The 20,411-nt window shown below is 22.6% G+C and carries 18 protein-coding genes and 1 pseudogene; 3 read left to right on the forward strand and 16 right to left on the reverse strand.

All coding sequences use genetic code 11. From position 1 onward, the window contains the following. Positions 1–16 precede the first annotated feature (16 nt). The 3 genes from T523_RS09340 to T523_RS02220 form a co-directional block, all read right to left on the reverse strand. Positions 17–133, reverse strand: coding sequence for a TMEM175 family protein (locus tag T523_RS09340; RefSeq protein WP_269593467.1), 117 nt, complete (start codon positions 131–133; stop codon positions 17–19). Continuing rightward, a complete protein-coding gene (locus tag T523_RS02215) occupies positions 123–707 on the reverse strand; it encodes a TMEM175 family protein (protein WP_042707285.1) in 585 nt (194 codons plus the stop codon). Before T523_RS02215 ends, T523_RS09340 begins: the two co-directional genes overlap by 11 nt. Before the next feature lie 174 nt (positions 708–881). Beyond that, the gene (locus T523_RS02220; protein ID WP_042707286.1) at positions 882–1,388 is read right to left on the reverse strand and encodes a flavodoxin; all 507 of its coding nucleotides are present in this window, start codon (positions 1,386–1,388) and stop codon (positions 882–884) included. A 408-nt stretch (positions 1,389–1,796) separates the two neighbouring features. Here T523_RS02220 and T523_RS02225 point away from each other — a divergent pair, with 408 nt between their 5' ends. Next, the gene (locus T523_RS02225) at positions 1,797–3,353 is read left to right on the forward strand and encodes a ClC family H(+)/Cl(-) exchange transporter (protein ID WP_042707287.1); all 1,557 of its coding nucleotides are present in this window, start codon (positions 1,797–1,799) and stop codon (positions 3,351–3,353) included. A 469-nt stretch (positions 3,354–3,822) separates the two neighbouring features. On the opposite strand, the gene T523_RS08825 is transcribed toward T523_RS02225, so the two are convergent. The 13 genes from T523_RS08825 to metX form a co-directional block, all read right to left on the reverse strand. After that, positions 3,823–4,458 carry a hypothetical protein gene (locus tag T523_RS08825; protein ID WP_042707288.1) on the reverse strand — a complete coding sequence of 212 codons (636 nt, stop codon included), beginning with the start codon at positions 4,456–4,458 and terminating at the stop codon, positions 3,823–3,825. After that, positions 4,455–6,464 carry a glycosyltransferase gene (locus tag T523_RS09240; RefSeq protein WP_232229013.1) on the reverse strand — a complete coding sequence of 670 codons (2,010 nt, stop codon included), beginning with the start codon at positions 6,462–6,464 and terminating at the stop codon, positions 4,455–4,457. The genes T523_RS08825 and T523_RS09240 overlap by 4 nt, the downstream gene beginning before the upstream one ends. A gap of 272 nt (positions 6,465–6,736) precedes the next feature. Beyond that, positions 6,737–7,153, reverse strand: coding sequence for a response regulator (locus tag T523_RS02240; protein WP_042707289.1), 417 nt, complete (start codon positions 7,151–7,153; stop codon positions 6,737–6,739). Between the two features lie 580 nt (positions 7,154–7,733). Next, on the reverse strand, positions 7,734–8,093 hold the full coding sequence (locus T523_RS09380; protein ID WP_084486375.1) for a response regulator: 360 nt from the start codon (positions 8,091–8,093) through the stop codon (positions 7,734–7,736). A gap of 9 nt (positions 8,094–8,102) precedes the next feature. After that, complete coding sequence (locus T523_RS02245) at positions 8,103–9,173, reverse strand: sensor histidine kinase (RefSeq protein ID WP_042707290.1); 1,071 nt, start codon at positions 9,171–9,173, stop codon at positions 8,103–8,105. 251 nt (positions 9,174–9,424) lie between these two features. Then, positions 9,425–10,567: an aldo/keto reductase gene (locus tag T523_RS02250; RefSeq protein WP_042707291.1), complete on the reverse strand. Its 1,143-nt coding sequence runs from the start codon at positions 10,565–10,567 to the stop codon at positions 9,425–9,427. A gap of 460 nt (positions 10,568–11,027) precedes the next feature. After that, entirely contained in the window at positions 11,028–11,258 is a 231-nt protein-coding gene (locus tag T523_RS02255; protein ID WP_232229016.1) for a hypothetical protein, read from the reverse strand. Positions 11,259–11,559: 301 nt separating this feature from the next. Then, complete coding sequence (locus tag T523_RS02260; protein WP_042707293.1) at positions 11,560–12,792, reverse strand: cofactor-independent phosphoglycerate mutase; 1,233 nt, start codon at positions 12,790–12,792, stop codon at positions 11,560–11,562. 113 nt (positions 12,793–12,905) lie between these two features. Next, positions 12,906–13,925, reverse strand: coding sequence for a homoserine dehydrogenase (locus T523_RS02265; protein ID WP_042707294.1), 1,020 nt, complete (start codon positions 13,923–13,925; stop codon positions 12,906–12,908). Positions 13,926–13,936: 11 nt separating this feature from the next. Continuing rightward, positions 13,937–14,422, reverse strand: coding sequence for an amino acid-binding protein (locus tag T523_RS02270; RefSeq protein WP_042707295.1), 486 nt, complete (start codon positions 14,420–14,422; stop codon positions 13,937–13,939). A gap of 9 nt (positions 14,423–14,431) precedes the next feature. Continuing rightward, positions 14,432–14,647 (reverse strand): Asp-tRNA(Asn) amidotransferase subunit GatC, encoded by a 216-nt coding sequence (gene gatC, locus T523_RS02275; RefSeq protein WP_042707296.1) that lies wholly within the window; start codon positions 14,645–14,647, stop codon positions 14,432–14,434. A gap of 625 nt (positions 14,648–15,272) precedes the next feature. Further along, a complete protein-coding gene (locus T523_RS02280; RefSeq protein ID WP_042707297.1) occupies positions 15,273–16,832 on the reverse strand; it encodes an asparagine synthase-related protein in 1,560 nt (519 codons plus the stop codon). Positions 16,833–17,337: 505 nt separating this feature from the next. Continuing rightward, entirely contained in the window at positions 17,338–18,810 is a 1,473-nt protein-coding gene (metX, locus tag T523_RS02285; RefSeq protein WP_042707298.1) for a homoserine O-acetyltransferase MetX, read from the reverse strand. Positions 18,811–19,365: 555 nt separating this feature from the next. Between metX and T523_RS02290 the strand changes: the two genes are divergently transcribed. Together T523_RS02290 and T523_RS08945 are read left to right on the forward strand one after the other, a co-directional pair. Then, the gene (locus T523_RS02290; protein WP_042707299.1) at positions 19,366–19,842 is read left to right on the forward strand and encodes a zinc ribbon domain-containing protein; all 477 of its coding nucleotides are present in this window, start codon (positions 19,366–19,368) and stop codon (positions 19,840–19,842) included. Positions 19,843–20,273: 431 nt separating this feature from the next. Further along, positions 20,274–20,411, forward strand: a pseudogene (locus tag T523_RS08945) (IS5/IS1182 family transposase); the annotation flags it as partial.

Genomic DNA, 20,411 nt, shown 5'->3' on the forward strand with positions numbered 1-20,411 from the left:
TCAAAAAATTCTGTTTTTAATTCAAATAAAGCAGTAAAGCTAGTGAATTTGGGAGATTAAACTCTAAAACAATTAAAGTAATAATTATTGCAAGAATAGCATCAATTAATGCTTCAAATCTTTCAGTTTCCACAATAATCACCTTTTTTATATATTAAAGAGTAAGGTAAGTTCCATATTATAACAGAGATACAACATGAAATCAATATAGATATAGGATATATTGTTAAACCAAATCCAAATCCTAAAACAAATACAATAATATTTAAAATATTAATCTTTGTAAATTTTAAATTATCTAAATCTTTATTACATCTATCTCTTCTAACTGCTACATGGGTTGTGAAAAGATAAAGTATATTTGTAATAATAAAAATTAGACCATAACAAACTTCAGGAGCAATATCATATGGATGTTGTGATACCCAGCTTGTGAAGAATGGTATTAATGTAATAATAAATGTTAAAGTTAAATAAACAAATATAACAACATTGTCAATAGTTTTTATTTTATTAAATAACTTTCTATGATTATTCCATATACTAGCAATAACAATAAAACTAATAAAATATGTAAAATATAAAATTTTTAAATCCCATAAACCATTAATAGTTAATGTATCTGGTTGTGGAATTTTTAGTATCATAACAGTCATCATTATTGCTAAAATAGCATCAATGAAAGTTTCAAAACGTCCAGAATCCATTTAAACACCTATAATTTTTAAAGATATTATTATTTTTATTAATTATTTTATATAAAATTTAGACATTATAAATCATTTAAATATCTAAAATTTAATTTTAAAATATTCAAAAAAATAAGTAAAAAAAGATTATTAAATCTCAATTTAAATTATAGGCTTAAATAAATAGCTTTATTAATCATTTAACCAATCTTTAATAATTCTTTTAGAATCATTTACTTCTGAACCTTTAATAGCTAATCTTTTTTGAATAATAGCACCGTTACATGAATTTTCGATATCTTTTATAGTATTACCAAGTAAAGATCCTTCATGAGTAATTATAAGATTTATAGTTTTATCTGTAAAATCTAATTTTCCAAGTTGTTTAAACATTGCCATTGGTAATGTTTCCCACCAAACTGGTGATACAATATATATTGTGTCATATTTTGATATATCATTTAAGGTTGTTTTAAGTTCTGGATAAATTTTTTTATCTAATTCTTTTTTAGAAATTTCAGTAGTTTCCATATAACTTTCAGGATAAGGTTCTTTAGTTTCAACTCTAAAAGTATCTGCTTCAATGAATTCTTTAATAAAATCTACAATAACCTCAACATTTCCTTTTTTTAAGTATTTCAATTCACCATTAACATAGTTTTCTCCACTACGAGAATAATATATTATTAAATTTGCCATAATTATCACCTAAATACAAGCATTTAAATTATAATTTATGATTATTTATACAACTTATATGATGTTCATATGTAGATATACTATATTAGTTAATATTACAATATCCCTTTCATATAATATATTCTGATATTAGTTAATATTAGAATATGATACATATGTATGATATATTTATATTAGTTAATATTAGAATATGATTTACATAATACAATCAGTCTACATTTTACATGATGACTTCATATTAGTTAAATATTATGATTACATATGGTATATTTTTTCATAAAACCAATATAATAAACAATATTTTATTATACAATAGAATATAATACATTATTATGTAACTAAATATTATATTTAATTTATAATAATATCTAGTTTTAATATTAATTAAATTCTTATAGGGGAAGATTAATGAAGAATTTAAGTAGGGTTTATAATGTATTAACAAAAAATTCAAAGTATCATTTTAATCTTTTAATTGAAGGTTTACTTATTGGTATTGTATCTGGAATTGTTGTATCTTTCTATAGATTTTCATTAATGAAAGCAGAAAATTTATTATATTATATTATATCCATTGTTAAAGGAAATATTTATTATATTATATTATGGTTTATTGCACTTATTATAATGGGACTTATTGTTGCTTATTTAATGAAATTTGAACCTGATTCTAAAGGTAGTGGTATACCCCAAGTAACTGCTGAGATTAAAGGTTATATGAACCAAAGCTGGTGGAAAGTATTAATTACAAAAACTATTGGAGGAACAATTTCTACACTTGGTGGTTTATCACTTGGACGTGAAGGTCCTTCAATACAATTAGGAGCAATGGCATCAAAAGGATTATCTAAATTATTACATTCAAGTCCAACTGATGAGAACCGTTACCTTCTTGCAGGTTCTGGTGCTGGTTTAGCAGCTACATTTAATGCTCCTCTTGCAGGATTGATTTTTACTTTAGAAGAAATTGATCATAGTTTTAATAGTAAAATTATTATTGTTGGTTTAATAGCTGCATTTGTTTCTGATTTTATATCTAAATTAATATTTGGACAATCTACAATCTTTTCATTTGCTTCACCAGATATACCTTTAAATTATTATTGGTTACTTATAATTTTAGGTATAATTATTGGATTTACAGGATATATTTATAATAAAGGAATGACTGGTTCAAGTGCATTATGGGAGAAGTATAATATTCCTATTGAAATAAGAGTAGTTAGTGCATTTATTATAGCTGGTATATGTGGATTTTACATCCCACAAGTTCTTGCTGGAGGACATTCTATGATAAATATCCTCGAGATTGCTATACCATCTTTATCTTTTTTAATTATATTATTAATAGCTAAATGGTTAATATCAGTACTTTCATTTTCATCAGGTGCTCCAGGAGGTATTTTCTTCCCACTTCTTGTACTTGGAGCATATATTGGTGCTATATTTAGTTCTATTGTAATTCCAATATTCCATCTTAACCCTATATTTGCATATAAAATTATAATTGTATCTATGGCTGCAATGTTTACTGCTACTGTTAGAAGTCCTATTACAGGTGTAGTTTTAATTGCAGAAATGACTGGTTCAGCACATAGTCTTGTAGCACTTATTATTGTAAGTATATTTGCATATATGATTCCTACAATTTTAAATAATGAACCTATCTATGATTCTCTTATGAAAAATCTTATTAAAGATAATAAATGTAAGTATAGAAAAGGTGTAAGACCAATACTTAATGAATATTCTATTCCATTTGATTGTAAATTTAATGGTAAAAAACTTAATGAAATACCATTTCCTGAAACTGTACTTGTAATATCACTTGTTCGTGATAATAGTTATATGATTCCAAATGATGATACCTACCTTAAATATAATGATGAGTTATTTATTCTTATTGAATCAGAACGTTATCATAAAGATAATAAGAAAATTGAAGAGATATTAAGTATAAATTAAGTATATTAAGTATAACTTGAAGAAAATTAAGTATAAACAAAATATTAAATATAAATTAAGATATAATAACTATTATATCTTATATAAACTATTTTTATTTAAAGAAATAATAGATTAATACATTAATTATTAATAAATAAACTTTTTTTATATTATAAACATATTAATTAAAATTATAACTCTAAAAAAATCAATAAACAATAAAAAAAAACAAAAAATTAGGCTTTGTTGAAATCCTCAAAATTTTTAGAATAAACTTTCTTAAAATTGATTTTCATACATTAAATACTGTTTAAATTTTTATAAAAAATAGGATTTCAACAGATTCAAAAATTATAAAAAAACTAAAATAAAGTCAAAAATAATGGCTTATAAAAAACAACTACTAAAAAAAAAATTAAAAAAAACAAGTTATTAAAAGACTAAAAAACAATAAACCCAAAAATAAATTATACAGAAAAAAAGAGAATTAAAAATTAATTTTAATATTTAATTCTCTAGCAAAAAAGTGTATGATTTTATCTAATCTAGAGAAGAATCCATCATAATGTTTATTATGGATATTAGACATGAAATCTTCCATTCTATCATCTAATTCTCTCCTATAAGAAGAATTATTATAGTCATGTTTTGTAAAGTAATGGATTTGTACTGAATAATTTTTATCTTCTCTATTAAAAATATAAACTACACCAATATTACTATTATTATATTTAGATCCTCTTGAAGGATTCATAAAGTACTGTCTAGATACATTGTTACCACCTAAATTAACAGTACTTGTATTTAAAATCTTATAATTACCATGTTCTAAATTTTTTAATTTATTATTAGATACTGAAGTTATACAACCTTCTGGCCAATCGTCCCATAAATCCCATACAACATAACCATTAGTAATAGAATTATTAGTTTTAGCCTTACTTGTCATATTCAATTGTTTTGTTGTATTCCATGCTTGTGGAACATTAACAGTACTGTCTCCAAAGGTGATTGCATTTTCAGTACCCCAAGATAATATACTATTAACAGTACTTAAGTTAGCAATTATATAAAGAAAGACTATAATTATAATAAAACTTATTACAATATCTTTTTTTCTCATTGACTTGCCTCCACATCATCATCTTCCATACCTTTATGTGTAGTTTTATCCCATTTTCTTTCAACTCTTGTAATCATAGCCCACATTGTTTTAAAGAATAATGGAATTAAATGGAAACAGTAAAGCCAATATTCAATTAAATCAATAATAAATTTAAGATATTTCTTATCATCCCTTAATAATGCAATGATTATACCTGGGAAGAAACCAACTGCTGAAATAACTCCAATTAATAAAGGTGCTTCCATACGTATTACTGTAGGAATGTGGAATATAAACCATGCTAAAATATTTATAATAAATATTATAAAACCAACGAAAATGAATAAATTAAAAGCATAATTACTAATATGAGTTATAATACCTATTTTTTTAAATAAAGGTAACTTACTAGAAAGAATACTCGAGAAATAAACAAATAATGTTTCAAAATTACCTATAGCCCAACGAACTCTTTGTCTCATAAAGTCGCCCCAATTATATATAGCTTCTTGATAAACAGCAACTTCAGGACAATATCTAATTTCTCCACCATTGATTAATATTTTAACACTTAAATTTAAATCTTCTGTAACTGCAAATCCATCCCATTTTCCAGAATTAATAATTGCATCCTTTTTAACAAACTGTCCATTTCCACCTAAGAATCCATTAAATTTTAGATTATCCTTAGCTCTAAGTATATTTCCAAAACCTGAGAATTCTACATCTTGCATATTAGTTAAAAAATTATAATCTTTATTATACATTCTAACTCTTGATTGAACACCTTTTACTTTTGGATTATTTAAATAAGGAACTAATTTTTCTAGAAAATCTGGATGTACTTGAGTATCTGCATCAAAAACACCAATAATTGATCCATGAGCTAATGTAAGTGCATCATTAAGTACAAAACCTTTACCTTTACCAGATTTAGGTGGTTTACGTGTTATTATTCTTAAATTAGAAAATTCATTCTTAAGATTAGATAAAATTTCACCAGTTTTATCTTCAGAACCATCATTTACTACAATAACTTCATAATTAGTTTTACCTTTATAATTATAATCTATATTTGCAATACTTCTAACTGTTGATTCAATAGTATACTGTTCATTATGTGCTGGAATAATAACTGAAACAAATGGTGGCACTTCATATGGAGTAGGTTCATCCATTTTAAACAAACTTACTAATGCTAAAAATATCATAATTACAGATGGAATAAATATAATCCATTGTAAAAATGTAACATTCTTAGAAATAATACCTGATAATATAAGGAATACTGAAAGAACTAAAAGTAAAGCAGAATATAATTTTTCAATACCTAATTCAATATTTTTTTCATTAATCTTTGATTTAACATTAACTACAGATTTAACATTATTTTCATGTTTTTTAAGAGCAATTTTCATAGCAAATTTAATCTCATTTAAATCAGAATCTTCAAAAATAAAGCCATAATCCATTGTTAAAAGAACATTGTTCTGTTTTAAATTATCATCTTTACTAAAAATATAGATTAATGGAATATCTAACTTATTAATATTTTTACCAATAGATCCATCATCTAAATCAAAACTAATAAAAACTAAATCAGGTAATTTATCTTCAATAAACCTAAGTGAATCCTCAATATTATCAGATATACCAATACAATCATAATGCTCTTTTTTTATAATCTTTTTAATATTCTTAACAATCAAGTTATTTTTACTAATAATATATATCCTTGGAACATTTTCAAGTAATTTATCTTGATTTAACTTAGAATCATCAATATTAATAAGCAAATCTTTAGTATTTTTTAAATTTTTAAGTGAAGAAAACTCATTTTTAGCTACTTCATGAATAATATCATATGTAGATTCATCTAAATTATCTAAATCCTTATTCTCTTTACTCACACCACCAAAATTTTGAAAAGAATCCTCAAATTCAACATTAGAATTTGAAGATGAATTTTTCGTATAACCACTAGAATTTAAAGAAGAATAATACCCCTTTTCATTGTCTTTCAATTATTACACTCCTTTATTCATAAAAATTAATATATTTATTAAAAAAATTAAATTAATAGAAAATATTTAACTATTTAAAACCAAATTAATAAAGAAAATAGAAAAATCAAACATTTAACTATTTAAAACCAAATTAATAAAGAAAATAGAAAATTAAATAAAAAATGATTTTAATAAAAAAGACATTTTACAATAATAAACCTAAAAATATCAAAAAAGACATTAAGAAAGAAATTTAAAAATGCCAAAGATATTAAAATCAATGCAGAAATCTATTTTTTTATAAAACCATGAGCCATATCAAGTTTTTCAGCATCAACTTTAGAACGTTTAATTGCAGAATCTACATTTAAACGAATATTGTTCTTATTAAAAGGTTTTGTAATAAATGCATATGTAGATGAACATTCTAATGCATTACCAAATGTTTCATCATCATAATATGCAGTTAAAAAAATAACAGGTAAATTAAGCTCTGAAATTTTTTTAGCTGCTTCAATACCAGTCATCTCACCTTTTAAATGAATATCCATAATTGTTAAATCTGGAGACAATTCAGCAGCAAGATTAATAGCATCTTCAGCAGTATCTGCAATACCAACAACTTCATAACCTAAATCTTCAAGTGTGAATTTTAAATCAAGTGCAGTAACTGATTCATCTTCAACAATTAATATAGTATTTTTCATAATATACCCCAATATTAACGAACAAAATTTAATAAATAATATTAATTTAAATTTTTATTAAATTGAAATTCTGAATTTTAAAATTACAATTTAAATTTAAAATTATTTCTACTATATTATAAAAAATAAATATAAAATATACCAATTCATTTGAATAAATAAAAATAATTTTAAATTTAAAAAATAATTACTTATTTATTTTCGAAATATGAAAATAATACACCAAAAATTAGTATAAAACTTATATATATAAATTTTAACTATAAACTAAAAAAATATACTAATAATCAGTATATATTAACTATATATGAATTTTAGTTTAAATATTTAACTATATAATAAAAATTAGTAGAATAATTAATTTAAGAAGTAATAATAAGATTTTATAGTAAAAAATCCAATTATCATATACTCAATATGATTATAACTTTGTTAAAATTATTTTAATTTTTCTAAATAAATTTTTTAAAATTTAATTTTAATATTAACACTGTTTAAATTATTTATAAAAAAATTAGGCTTTAAAAGATTTAAATTATAGAGAAAATAAGATTTAAGTAAAAAATGAGTATAATTAAATTTATAAAAGCTCTTTAATATGTTTATATAATTCATCAAAAACAAATGGTTTATCAATAAAAATTATATTTTCAGATTTAATAAAATTATCAAGTTCATCAGAATGATTTATACCTGAAATAAATATAAATTTATAGTTATCATCTTTAAATCTTTTATAAATATCAATACCATTAAAACCTTCTTCTTTAAGTATTAAATCAACAATAATTAAATCAGGATGTTTATTAATAATGATTTTAGAAGCACTAAAATAATTATCTGCATTATAAACTGTATAACCTTTGTCTTTTAATTCTAAATATAAATCTAAAGAAATTATAGCTTCATCTTCAATAATAATTATTGATTTAATGAAAATACCCCCATATTAAACATCAATCATTGGAAATTCAATATAACATTCAAATCCTTTATTTGAATTACAAATAGTAAAATCACCATCAATTTGACCAACAAGAGAATCAACAAGGATTTTACCTAATGAATCTTTATCTAAGTCATTTGATAAACCTACACCATTATCAAAATAATGAACTTTACATAAATTATCATCAGATTTAATAGAACAAACAATTTCTTTTTTACCTTCAAATCCATCAGGAAAAGCATATTTAATTGAATTTATAATCAACTCATTTAGAATTAATGAAAATGGCATCATTATATTTACATTTAAATATAAGTTCTCTTTAAGATCAAAAACAAAATTTATTCCCATATTAGAATATAAATCTAAAAGATTATTTTTGAACTTTATAAAAAATTCATTTAAAAGAACATAATCAAATTTATCTTCTGAATAAAGTTTTTCATGTATAATTGCCATTGATGAAATATATACTTTCATAGAATGGATTATCTCAGAATCTGAAAATTGAAATCTCTGTTGAATATTAATTAAACTGTTTAAAATTTGTAGATTATTTTTAACCCTATGATGAACCTCTTTTAATAATATACTTTTTTGATTATTTAATTCAAGAAGTTCTAATTTATCTTCAATAATTATATTATCATTTTTAACAACAATTAATAATGATTGTTCTTCATTAATTTCAGTACTTACAAAATATACTTCTAAACATTTAATTAAATCACCAGTATCATAAAAAACATTATTTATAAAAGCAATTTTAGTTTTAAAATTTTTTAAATTTTCAATGATTCCTTTAAGTTTTTTATCTGTATTTTTATAATTAATAATATTTTTAGATATTTCATCAATTAAATTATTAAAATCAAAATTAGATGAATCATATTCTTTAACTCCAAAAATTTTAAAGAATCCATTTTGGAATTTAAGTTTATAACTATCTTGAGTAATACATAAAATACCAAGCATCTTATAAAGATTATAATCATCAAATACATTTACATTAAAATAAGGACTAATATCTTTAAATAAATTTTCTTTATCCTTATATTTATAATACTCCATAATAACACCAATTAATATAAAAAATGATTAAATTAAAATAAAAAAAATAATAGTTAATATTACTTAATATCTTATAATATAAATAATTTAAAGATAAAATATTGATAAATAAAAAAATTAAAATATTTTATTAAAATTAAAACTCAACCATAATAATCCAAAATTTTCTATAAACTCCAATAAAATACCTAAAATTAAAACTCAACCATAATAATCTCAAAATTCTATAAACTTCAATAAATACCTAAAAATTAAAACTCATTCATAGTAATCTCAAATTTTTTATAAACTTCCATAAGATACTTAGAGATTTCAAGATGTTGTGGACATATTTTAGAACATTCACCACAATCAACACATTCTGAAGCAAGTCCTTTATCTGGACTTAAACCAATTGTTCTATAATATATTTGTTGAGTTGAAAAGTCTTTAAATCCAAGTAAACTTGCTTGATTATATAGATTAAAATATTCTGCAATTGGAATATGTCTTTCACATATACCATCTTCTAAACAGTATCCACAACCAGTACAAGGAATAGCTACTGAATCATTAATAATTTCTGTAACATCACTAAGAAGAGTTAATTCATTAAGTGTAATTGGTTTAAATTCATTAAATGTTTTAATATTATCTTTTAATTGTTCTAAATCACCTACACCAGATAAAACATAAGATACATTATCTAAACTTCCAGAAAACCTTAAACCCCATTTAGCTATTGAATCATTAGGATGATAATTTTTTAATAGATTTTTAGCAGAATCAGGCATATTAACAATAGTTCCTCCTTTTAAAGGTTCCATTACTAATATTTCAAGACCATAATCTAATGCAATCTCATAACATTCTTTTGCTTTAATTGATTCATTTTCCCAATCTACAAAATTAATTTGTAAAAGTATAAAGTCCATCTCTGGATGTTTACTAAGAATTTCTTTTAATAATTCTGGTGTATCATGAAAAGAAAATCCTATTTTTTTAGCTTTACCTTCCTCTTTTAATTTTTTAATAAAACTAAAACAATCTACATCTTTAAATATTGTTTTACTCCATGTACTTAAGTTATGTAACATATAATAATCAAAGTATTCTACACCACATCTTTGAATTTGTATATTAAAAATATTTTTCATATCTTCTTCTTTTTCAATACTAAACAAAGGTAATTTATTTGATAATATATATGAATCCCTTGGATATTTATCAACAAGTGTTTTCTTAATTGCTTTTTCACTTTCACCATTATGATAAGGATAAGCAGTATCAAAGAAATTAACACCATTTTCCATTGCTGTATCTACCATTTCTTGTAATTGATTAATATCAATATCTTCTACATTATCATCAATTACAGGTAACCTCATTAAACCAAAACCAAATTCTGCAGCCATCAAATCACTTCATAAAATTTAAATCACTAATATTTATATTTTTAATAATATTTATATTGTTTATAAAATAATTAAAAAAATAAAAAATATTCTTAAATAAGAAAAACAAACATAAAAACTACAAAAAATATTCTTAAATAAGAAAAATAACCATAAAACTATAAACATACTCAAATAAAAAAAAACAAACACAAATAGAACACAAAAAATAATAAAAAAGAATAGCTATCCAAAAAAAACAACATAAAAATTAAGAAAGAAATAAAAAAAGTGTAATTAGTTGTTAATTACAGAAAAAGAAACAATATAAAAAAACAATAAAGTATAATAAAAAAATAAAAAATAAAAAAATAATTAGTTTAATAATAAAATTATTAACTAATTATATAAAACAAAAATTTCTGTTGAAAAATAATATTCAACAAATAAATACGAAAAACCCTAAAAGATTTTAAAAGAATTACAATGATTCTAAATAATCAATTTTAGATTGAAGTATTTTAATTTGATCATTGTACCTTTTTTCCTCTTCATCTCGGAATTGATAAAGTTCACTTAAAAGTACATCAATCTCTTTATTAAAACTATCGAGATTTTTGTCTCTTTCTTTTTCTATTTCATTAATTTTTAATAAGAAATCTTTAATTTTATTTTTATTGAGCGATTCTTCATCAAGAATACCTAGTTCCAAATTAATTGCATCATCTAATATATCTTGTAATTTGATGCCCTTTGATTTAACTAAGTTCTTCTTTTCCCTATTTATTTTAACACTAGTAGTATCATTAAAATTTCTCATTTTAACACTAATATAAATTATCTACATATGAATATATAAATATTACCATTAAAATAAAGTAGACAGCTAAAAAATATTTTAAAAATAGCTATTAAATAAATAAAAAATAATGAGCAATTAGAAATTTTATAATAATAAAATTACCAACTAAATTAAAAAATAAAGAAAAAATTTAAAGTAAAAAAGATAATACTTAATAATCATCATTTATTAATCTAGAAATTAATTTATAACCAGGCTCTTTTTTAATAGAACCTTTAGATATTTTAGCTTCACTATAAGAATCAACATCATCAGCTTGTCCATTAGATGAATATATTACTTGTGGAATATCATCACGAGTATGTGTACCTACAGGTATAGGTGTTGGATGATCTGGTAAAACAACTAATTTATAATCATCATAATTTTCTTCTAATGCATCCCATATAGGTCCAACTATATATTTATCAATAGATTCAATAGCTTTAACTTTCTCTTTAACATTTTGAGCATGACCTGCTTCATCAGGAGCCTCTATATGAACATATAAAACATCATAATTTTTAAGATTATCAATAGCATACTTACCTTTTGCAGCATAATCAGTATCAAAGTATCCTGTTGCTCCTGGAACATTTATAATATCCATTCCACCAAGATTTGCAATTCCTTTAAGTAAATCTACTGCAGTAATAACTGCTGCTTTAAGATGATACATATCAGTGAAATTATCAAGTTTAGGAGTTACACCTTGACTCCATAACCATACCATATTTGCAGGTTTAAGACCATTTTCAATACGTTTTTTATTAACTTCATGATTTTCTAGAAATTCTTTTGATTCTGACATTATTGATTTAATTTTACTTCCAGAAGTATTATTATCCCAATTAGTGTATTTATCAATTTCTTCACCAACAATATCATGAGGAGCTACAGTATCAAAACTAGTCATATCTTTGACCTCATCATCATTTTCACAAGAGTATACAAATACATGCCTATAGCTTACACCAGAATAAAATTTACCTTTAAATCCAGGATATTTTTCATTAAAATATTTATTTAAATCATTAAGTAAAATAGCTGCTTCTTCAGATGTAATATGATTTGCATTAAAATCATCTAAACATCCATCTTTTTCTGTAATGGTATTACATCTAAATATTACATCATTACTATCAGTATCAATACCCATGTTTCCTGCTTCAAGAGGACCTCTACCAGTATAATATTTATCTGGATTAAAACCAAATATACTCATATTTGCAACATCAGATCCTGGTGCATATTTTTCAAATACATTATTTGTAAGACCACATTTTCCCTCTTTAGCTAATCTATCCATGTTTGGAATATTAGCATATTCAAGAGGAGTTTTACCATCTAATTCATCAAGAGGATAATCACACATTCCATCCCCAATAATTATAACATATTTCATAAAAAATTAACTCCAATAAAAATTAATATGTATTTTAATACAATTTAAAAAATAGATAAATTAAAAAATCAATATAAAAAAATAAATATAAATAAACTTAAAAAAAAGTTTATTTAATATTTTTCACGAATTACATGAATTAAATCAGTTAACATTGCTGCAGCAGTTTCAACTGAACCTGCACCAATACCCATAACTGTAACATCACCAGATAAATCTGTTTTAAGATTAGCCATATTTAAGGTTCCATTAATATCATATACACTACCTTTTCTTACAAGTCTTGGTGAAACCTCAAGATTATTTGGTGAAATTTCAGCAATTAATTTAATTAAATAACCTTCTTTTCCTGCAAGTGAAATAGCTTCAGAAGTTATTTCTGAAATACCTTTAACTTTAACATCATTATATGTTGCAGGAATTCCAAGTAAAGCATTTGCTAAAATTACAGTTTTACATGCAGCATCAATACCCATTACATCTTGTGTAGGGTCAGTTTCAGCAATTCCTAGTTGTTGTGATTCTTTTAAAGTATCTTCATAAGAAGTTCCCTCAGAAGTCATTCTTGAGAGAATATAATTTGTTGTACCATTTAAAATACCTACAATTGATTTAATTTCATTTGCAGGAAGTGTTTCCTGAGCAAGATTAATAATAGGCATTGTTCCACCTACACTTGCTTCAAATTTAAATAATACATTATTTTCTTTAGCAGAATCCATTAATTCTTTAAAATTTAATGCAAGATGACCTTTATTAGATGTTACAACATCTTTACCCATATTAAATGCTTTTAATGTTAAACTTCTTGCTGGTTCTGCATCTTTAATATTAGTTGGTGTTGCTTCCATAAGAACATCAAAGTCACATGCATCAAGAACATCTAAACCTGATATATTACTACCATATTCTGGATAATTACCAACTTTTCCAGTTTCTTTTTTAATATCAATTAATTTCTTCTCATCAAGACCATCTTCACATATTGCTGATGTTGATGAATCTGCTACAGATACAATTTTTAAATTAACATCATAATCTTTTTTAATTGATTCTCTTTTTAATGAGACTACTTTAGCTAAACCTTGACCAACAGCTCCAAATCCCATTATACATAATTTTAAATCTTTCATTTTAAAACCCCTTAAATCTCATTAATAACTAAAAGGTCTTTGGAAGCGGCGATTTCATTAATTTTATTTAGTACTTGATCTTTTAATCCTAAAGCCATTTCTACAGTTATTAATCCAGATGATTTTTCTTCATTGTTAAATTTTACTTCCATAGTAGTTACAGTTACATTATCCATTGCATTTAATTGATCTACCGTATCTCTTACATCAGTATCAATAACATGTCCAATAAGAATAGTACTAAGTTTAACAGTTTTTAAAGAACCATTAACTTTAAGTATTCTAATTCCCATTTCTTCAATTGACTCAATGATTTTTTCAAGATTATCTCTTTCTCCTTCTACAGTTATTTGTACAGGAATTTTTCCATTTTCATTTTTATAATCCCTTTGATGAATAACTGTAACAAGATTAGCACCTAACTCTTTGAATGGTAAGAGTGAAGAAACTAATTGTCCAGGAGTATCTGAAAGTTCAAGTACTAAATCCATCCTCATACTATCACCTTAATTAGTCCAGTCAGCTTTTTTAACTACTAAATTTCCTTTTTTATCTATTTTTGCATTTCTTCTAATTTTAGAAGCATCCATTTTAATACATTCATCTTTACGAGTTAAATTTAAATTATCAGTAATATAAATTGTTTCATCAAGATCTGGAATAGTATCTAATGTTTTTGAAAATTTTTCAAGAATTTTTTCAGCATCTTCTTTAATTTCCATAATAAATCTCCTTTAAACTTGAATAATTATAAATTAAAATAATATAATAATTATATATTAATTTTTTTATATTAATAAACTTATAGTTTTATTTAAGAATTAAAGCTAGTTAATAAAAGATTATTCTTAATTTTTAATTAAAACTTTAAAAGTTTTTAACTAATTTTATAAAAATAAGAAAAAATTAAACTTAATACCTGAAACCATTAAAATTGAAAATGTAATTTTATCCTAATTAAAGAATAAATAAATTTAAAAAAATTAAATTTTATATTAAATAACTTTTAATAAGTTAAAATAATAAAATAAGCTTAAATAATAAAATAAATAGTAAAAAATTAAAAATAAAAATATAAATCAAATATTTATGCTTAAAATATGCATATTTAAAACAATAAAATTAAGTTTAATTAAAAAATATCTAAAAATACTTATTAAAAACAATAAAACCAAACTTAACTAAAAAATATCTAAAAATACTTATTAAAAACAATAAAACCAAACTTAACTAAAAAAATATCTAAAAATATCTATTTAAAACAATAAAGAAAATACAAAATTATATTAAAAAAATAAAATTTAAATTAAATTTATTATACCCATAAAAAATCGAATAAGTAAAAACTCAATTATAAACATAAGAATCTACTAATTCTTCAAAGTATTTATTAAGATTTGTATTTCTAAATATTTTTCTTCTTAAAAATTTATCAATACCCGAACCATATTGAGCTGCTTTTTTCTTACGGTATGCAACATCTTCAGGAACTCCTTTTTTAACTGCAAGTTCCCTTAATATGTTTTTACGAATATTATCAGCACTACCATTTATTTTATATTTAGCAGGAATATTAAGTACCCATTTAATTATTTTATCAGAAAGATAAGGTACACGTAATTCAACAGTATTAGCCATACTAGTTGCATCATCACGTTCAAGATTTACATCATGAATATGTGCAATATCTTGTCTTAGCTCATGTTCTACTGCTCTAAATCTTTTATAGAATAAGCCATCAACATCTTTATAACCTTCTTCATAGGTATCTAAATATCTTTTATATCCTGCAAATAATTCATCTGCACCTTGACCAGATAAAGCTACTTTAATTCCATCTTCATGAACCATATGTGTAGCAATATAAGTAGTCATACCTACACCTAATTTCATTAAATTAGGTTCTTCAATAGCAAGTAAGGTATCATCTAAAAATTCACGTACAACATCTTCATTTATAACAGTTTCACGTAAAGGTAAATTTAAATCTTCTGCAATTCTTCTTGCATATTTAAGATCTTGTGAATTCTCATTACCTACAGTATATAATTTAAGTGTTTGATTATCTTCAAGATTATTTAATATATAATATAATAGTAATGTACTATCTACTCCACCAGAAAATACAAGTCCAATATCATCAATATTAGCTATTCTATCTTTTACTGATTCATTAAGATATTCATCTAGATATTTTATATAAGTCTCATATTTATGATTTTTATTTGACTCATAATCATATATTAAGTATTTAGGTTCAATATCTTCATAGTTATAAAGAATATGACCTGGTTCAAGAGTTTTTACATCAGTAATTCCAACTTTCCATAATGCTTTTCTTTCAGATGCAAATCCTCTGATAGTATCATTTTCACCATAAAATAATGGTTTTACACCTACAGAATCTCTTGAAAGAGCAATATTTTCACCATCATATATAGCATAAACATAATCTCCATCAATACGTCTATTTGTGTATTGTACTGCTTCTAAAAGATCTTGATTTTTATTATAATAATAATTTAAAACCTGCATTAAAAGGTCACAATCACTTTTTGGAGCTTCACCATCATATAAATTAGATTTTAAAAAGTCTAAAACTTCTTTATAATTATATATTTCTCCATTAAATGATAAAACAAGGTTGTTTAATTTTTTAGGTTGAAGATTTAAAAGATTATCTTCATTATAAAAATTAGAAATAGAAAGTAAATTATGACCAAAACCTACATTATATTCATTATCATCATTAAAAGCATTTATATCAATGTTATTATCAAAAAATGTTGTTTCATCGTTTTCTAGATACACTCCATGTGCATCTGTACCTCTTCTTTCAATAATCTTCATCATTGAAAGAATATCATTTCCTTTAAATTTACCATACAATCCTAATATTCCACACATATTATCAATCAGAGTCTTTTTTTAAAAAAAATTATAGGAAATTTAAATAATTTTAATAAAAATATTTAATAATAGTCATATTTTTATAAATTAATTTACTGAATAAATAAAATATAAAAATATATAATATAATAATATTTTTTATTATATTACTATAAATAGTTTACTTTAAATATTAAAATGGATATTTAATAATATTATCATTAATAAAAGATTTATAAGACATTATTTATAAACTAAGCTATTTTTTAAAAATAGATTATAAACAAATGAAATAATTTGTTTTTAAACATTAATTTAACTATTAATATTAAGTTAAAAAATAGAAATAAAAAATATAAAAAAAAAATTAATTAAAAAATTAAAAATTCTAATTTAATCTATGAATATAGCTAAATTTTAAGATAAATAATTAAATAAATTATTTATTAAGGAGTAATTAAATCAGCAGAAACTAATTACTTAAACCCAGTAAATGACTAATTAAATCAGCAAAATTACTTAACTATAAATTACTCACTAAATGACTAATTAAATCAGTAGAAATTAGACCAACAACTTCTAAATCATCATTTACAACAGGCATACATGAAATATCATACTTCTTCATTTGATTTGCTATATCAGTAATAGCTTCATCTGGAGTACAAAATTGAACATCTGTAGTCATAACTTCTTTTAAATCATTGCAATTAATAGCAATTGCTTTAGATAAATCCCAAGATGTAATAATTCCAATTAATTTATTATTTTTAACAATAGGAACATGAGTTAAGTGTTCATCTAACATTAATTTAGCAGCATCTTTAAGGCTTCCATTATAATTAAGTGTTGGAACATTAGTTTCCATTAAATCTTCTACAACATTATCAGATAAAAATTGACCAATAATATAATTTAATTGTCCTGCTTCAATAAAGAATGCATCATGTCCTTTACTTGACGTAATCTCAGTAAAATTAACATCTACTCCATTTGCTTGAAGTGCTTTTAATATCTCAGCAGATTGTTCAGTAGTATATAACCAATCAGAATCAATTGATATTAATTGTGTTTTAGCTTTAATATTTTTAAGACCATCTACAAGAGAATCATTATCTGCAAGATCAAAATAATCAATTGCCTTTGTTACATAAAGATAACTATTAGCATCAAATCTTTTAACAAAGGTTTCACCTTGATGATGAAGATAACTTTCTACCTGAAAATCAGGATCACTATCAAAATTATAACTTAATTCATTTTTATCTTGAAGGTCACGTCCAAATTTTTGATACATAGATTCTTCAGAAAGATAAGTAATATGTGCAATCATACGTGCTACAGATAAACCATCTTCTGGATGTGGACCATCATAATAATCTCCACCATTCCAATTAGAATCTTTAACAATAGATTGTCTTGCAACTTCATTAAAAGCTATTTGCTGTGGAGTTGATCTTGCTGTAGTTGCAATTGGAATAATTTTTTTAATAAAATCAGGATAATCAATTGCCCATTGAAGAACCTGCATACCACCCATACTTCCTCCAATTACACATAATAATTTTTTAATTCCAAAAGAATCAACTAGTTTTTTCTGTGCATGAACCATGTCAGATATAGTTATAAATGGGAAACTAAGACCATATTCTTTATTTGTTTCTGGATTTATAGATGCTGGACCAGTAGTTCCTTTACAACCACCTAATACATTTGAGGATATAATAAAATATTTATTAGTATCCAAAGCTTTTCCTGGACCAATAATTATTTCCCACCATCCTGGTTTTTTATCACCTTCATGCCATCCTGCAGCATGAGCATCACCAGTTAGTGCATGACAGACTAAAATAGCATTATTTTTTTCTTTATTTAATTCACCATAAGTTTCATATGCTATAGTTACATGATTTAAAGTCTGGCCAGATTTTAAATGAAGTTCTTCATCAATATTAAAAAATTTAGTTTGAACTTGACCAACTGATTTTTGTTTCATTTTAATCCCTACTTTAATTCTTAATAATTAATTTTTTAAGATAATAATTTTTTTAAAATAATATTTAATTAATAAAACTTATTATATAATATTTAATTTAATTAATTTAAATATAATGATTTTTATTTAATAATTAAGAACTTTAACTTTTTAAATATTTTCTAAGATAATTTTAATTAAAATTATTTTGAATTTAAGTATCTATTATAGAAAAAATAGATTAAAAAATACAAGATAATTTTATAATTATAAGATTAATAAAATTTAATAAATAATTACAATTATTATATATAACTATAGTTATATTTATAATTAATAGAATTATATAATTATTAACTTTATATTTAAAATAAAACATTTAGTTTAAATAAATTATAAATTTATATATAATAAGAACATAAGTTATTTAAAATTTAGGTTTATAAAACAATACTTTTAAAATATATATTAAATTTAAAAATTTCAAGAAACCTAAAAATATTAAAAAATTAAGATATAATATTTATAATATAAGATACTATTAATTACTAATATAAATATAAAGGAGACTTAGGAATGGTTAAACATTGTCCTCAATGTAACACAGAAACAGATGATAATTCAAGATTTTGTCCCAAATGTGGATACCAATATAAATTTGAGGAACCACAGTACAGAAAAGTACAAGTAAAAGCTGTTCAATGTCCTCAATGCCATAGTAGAATTTATAATTTAAGTTATGGATTTTGTCCTAAATGTGGATTTGAATTTCAAACCAAAAAAGATAATATCACTTATAATTATTTAGAAGTAGTTGAAAAGTCACAACACCAAAGTTCAATAATGTATGGTTATATTTTAGCTATATTAATACCAATAGTTGGAGTATTTTTTGCAATATATAACATAAGTCGTAAAGGAGATGTTGAAGCAAGAAGTGCTGGTATTAACCAATTAATTATTTCCTTAGTATTCTTAACATTAGACATTTCCTATGTATACTTCTTTATAAAAGCTGGTGCAATAAACTTAGATAGATTTAAATTCTTTTAAATCTATTTAAACTAATTTTATAATAATTTAAAACTAAATTAACTGATTTTTAACACAATTAAATAATAATACACTATTTTTATTAAACAATAAATTAAACAATACCTAATTTTTTAACTTAATTAAATAATAATACACTATTTTTATTAATAAATTAAAAAAAATTTTAATTAAAGGTTAAATAATAAAATAAAGAATTAAAATTTTAAATAAAGTAATTTAAAAAAAGTTTTAGATAAATAAATATTTATAGGGGCCTGAATTTTTGACTTGTTTTTGAGCCCTAATTTTTCTTATTTTTATAGTTTTAATTATTGTATATTCTTGTTTTGTAATAATACAATTGGAAAATTAGTAATTTAATAAAAAAAGGTCGTTTAAACCAATAAATTTAAATAATAAGTGCAACAAATATATATTTGGCGAAAAAAATGTTCCACAATCTAAATCTTGATAAAAACGACCCAAATTATATTATGTTGAATAAAATATTTAAAATTATTGGTTCTAGAAAATCAAAACAAATATTTTCCTCTAATGGTTTTAAAAACCTTAAAAAATTAGATACA

It is taken from the genome of Methanobrevibacter wolinii SH (assembly GCF_000621965.1).
GTDB lineage: Archaea > Methanobacteriota > Methanobacteria > Methanobacteriales > Methanobacteriaceae > Methanarmilla > Methanarmilla wolinii.

Excerpts from the sequence above, each read along its gene's own strand:
- T523_RS02215 (WP_042707285.1), bottom strand. The coding sequence starts at position 707 with ATGGATTCTGGACGTTTTGAAACTTTCATTGATGCTATTTTAGCAATA.
- T523_RS02220 (WP_042707286.1), bottom strand. The coding sequence starts at position 1,388 with ATGGCAAATTTAATAATATATTATTCTCGTAGTGGAGAAAACTATGTT.
- T523_RS02225 (WP_042707287.1), top strand. The coding sequence starts at position 1,797 with ATGAAGAATTTAAGTAGGGTTTATAATGTATTAACAAAAAATTCAAAG.
- T523_RS08825 (WP_042707288.1), bottom strand. The coding sequence starts at position 4,458 with ATGAGAAAAAAAGATATTGTAATAAGTTTTATTATAATTATAGTCTTT.
- T523_RS02240 (WP_042707289.1), bottom strand. The coding sequence starts at position 7,153 with ATGAAAAATACTATATTAATTGTTGAAGATGAATCAGTTACTGCACTT.
- T523_RS02245 (WP_042707290.1), bottom strand. The coding sequence starts at position 9,173 with ATGGAGTATTATAAATATAAGGATAAAGAAAATTTATTTAAAGATATT.
- T523_RS02250 (WP_042707291.1), bottom strand. The coding sequence starts at position 10,567 with ATGGCTGCAGAATTTGGTTTTGGTTTAATGAGGTTACCTGTAATTGAT.
- T523_RS02260 (WP_042707293.1), bottom strand. The coding sequence starts at position 12,792 with ATGAAATATGTTATAATTATTGGGGATGGAATGTGTGATTATCCTCTT.
- T523_RS02265 (WP_042707294.1), bottom strand. The coding sequence starts at position 13,925 with ATGAAAGATTTAAAATTATGTATAATGGGATTTGGAGCTGTTGGTCAA.
- T523_RS02270 (WP_042707295.1), bottom strand. The coding sequence starts at position 14,422 with ATGAGGATGGATTTAGTACTTGAACTTTCAGATACTCCTGGACAATTA.
- gatC (WP_042707296.1), bottom strand. The coding sequence starts at position 14,647 with ATGGAAATTAAAGAAGATGCTGAAAAAATTCTTGAAAAATTTTCAAAA.
- T523_RS02280 (WP_042707297.1), bottom strand. The coding sequence starts at position 16,832 with ATGTGTGGAATATTAGGATTGTATGGTAAATTTAAAGGAAATGATATT.
- metX (WP_042707298.1), bottom strand. The coding sequence starts at position 18,810 with ATGAAACAAAAATCAGTTGGTCAAGTTCAAACTAAATTTTTTAATATT.
- T523_RS02290 (WP_042707299.1), top strand. The coding sequence starts at position 19,366 with ATGGTTAAACATTGTCCTCAATGTAACACAGAAACAGATGATAATTCA.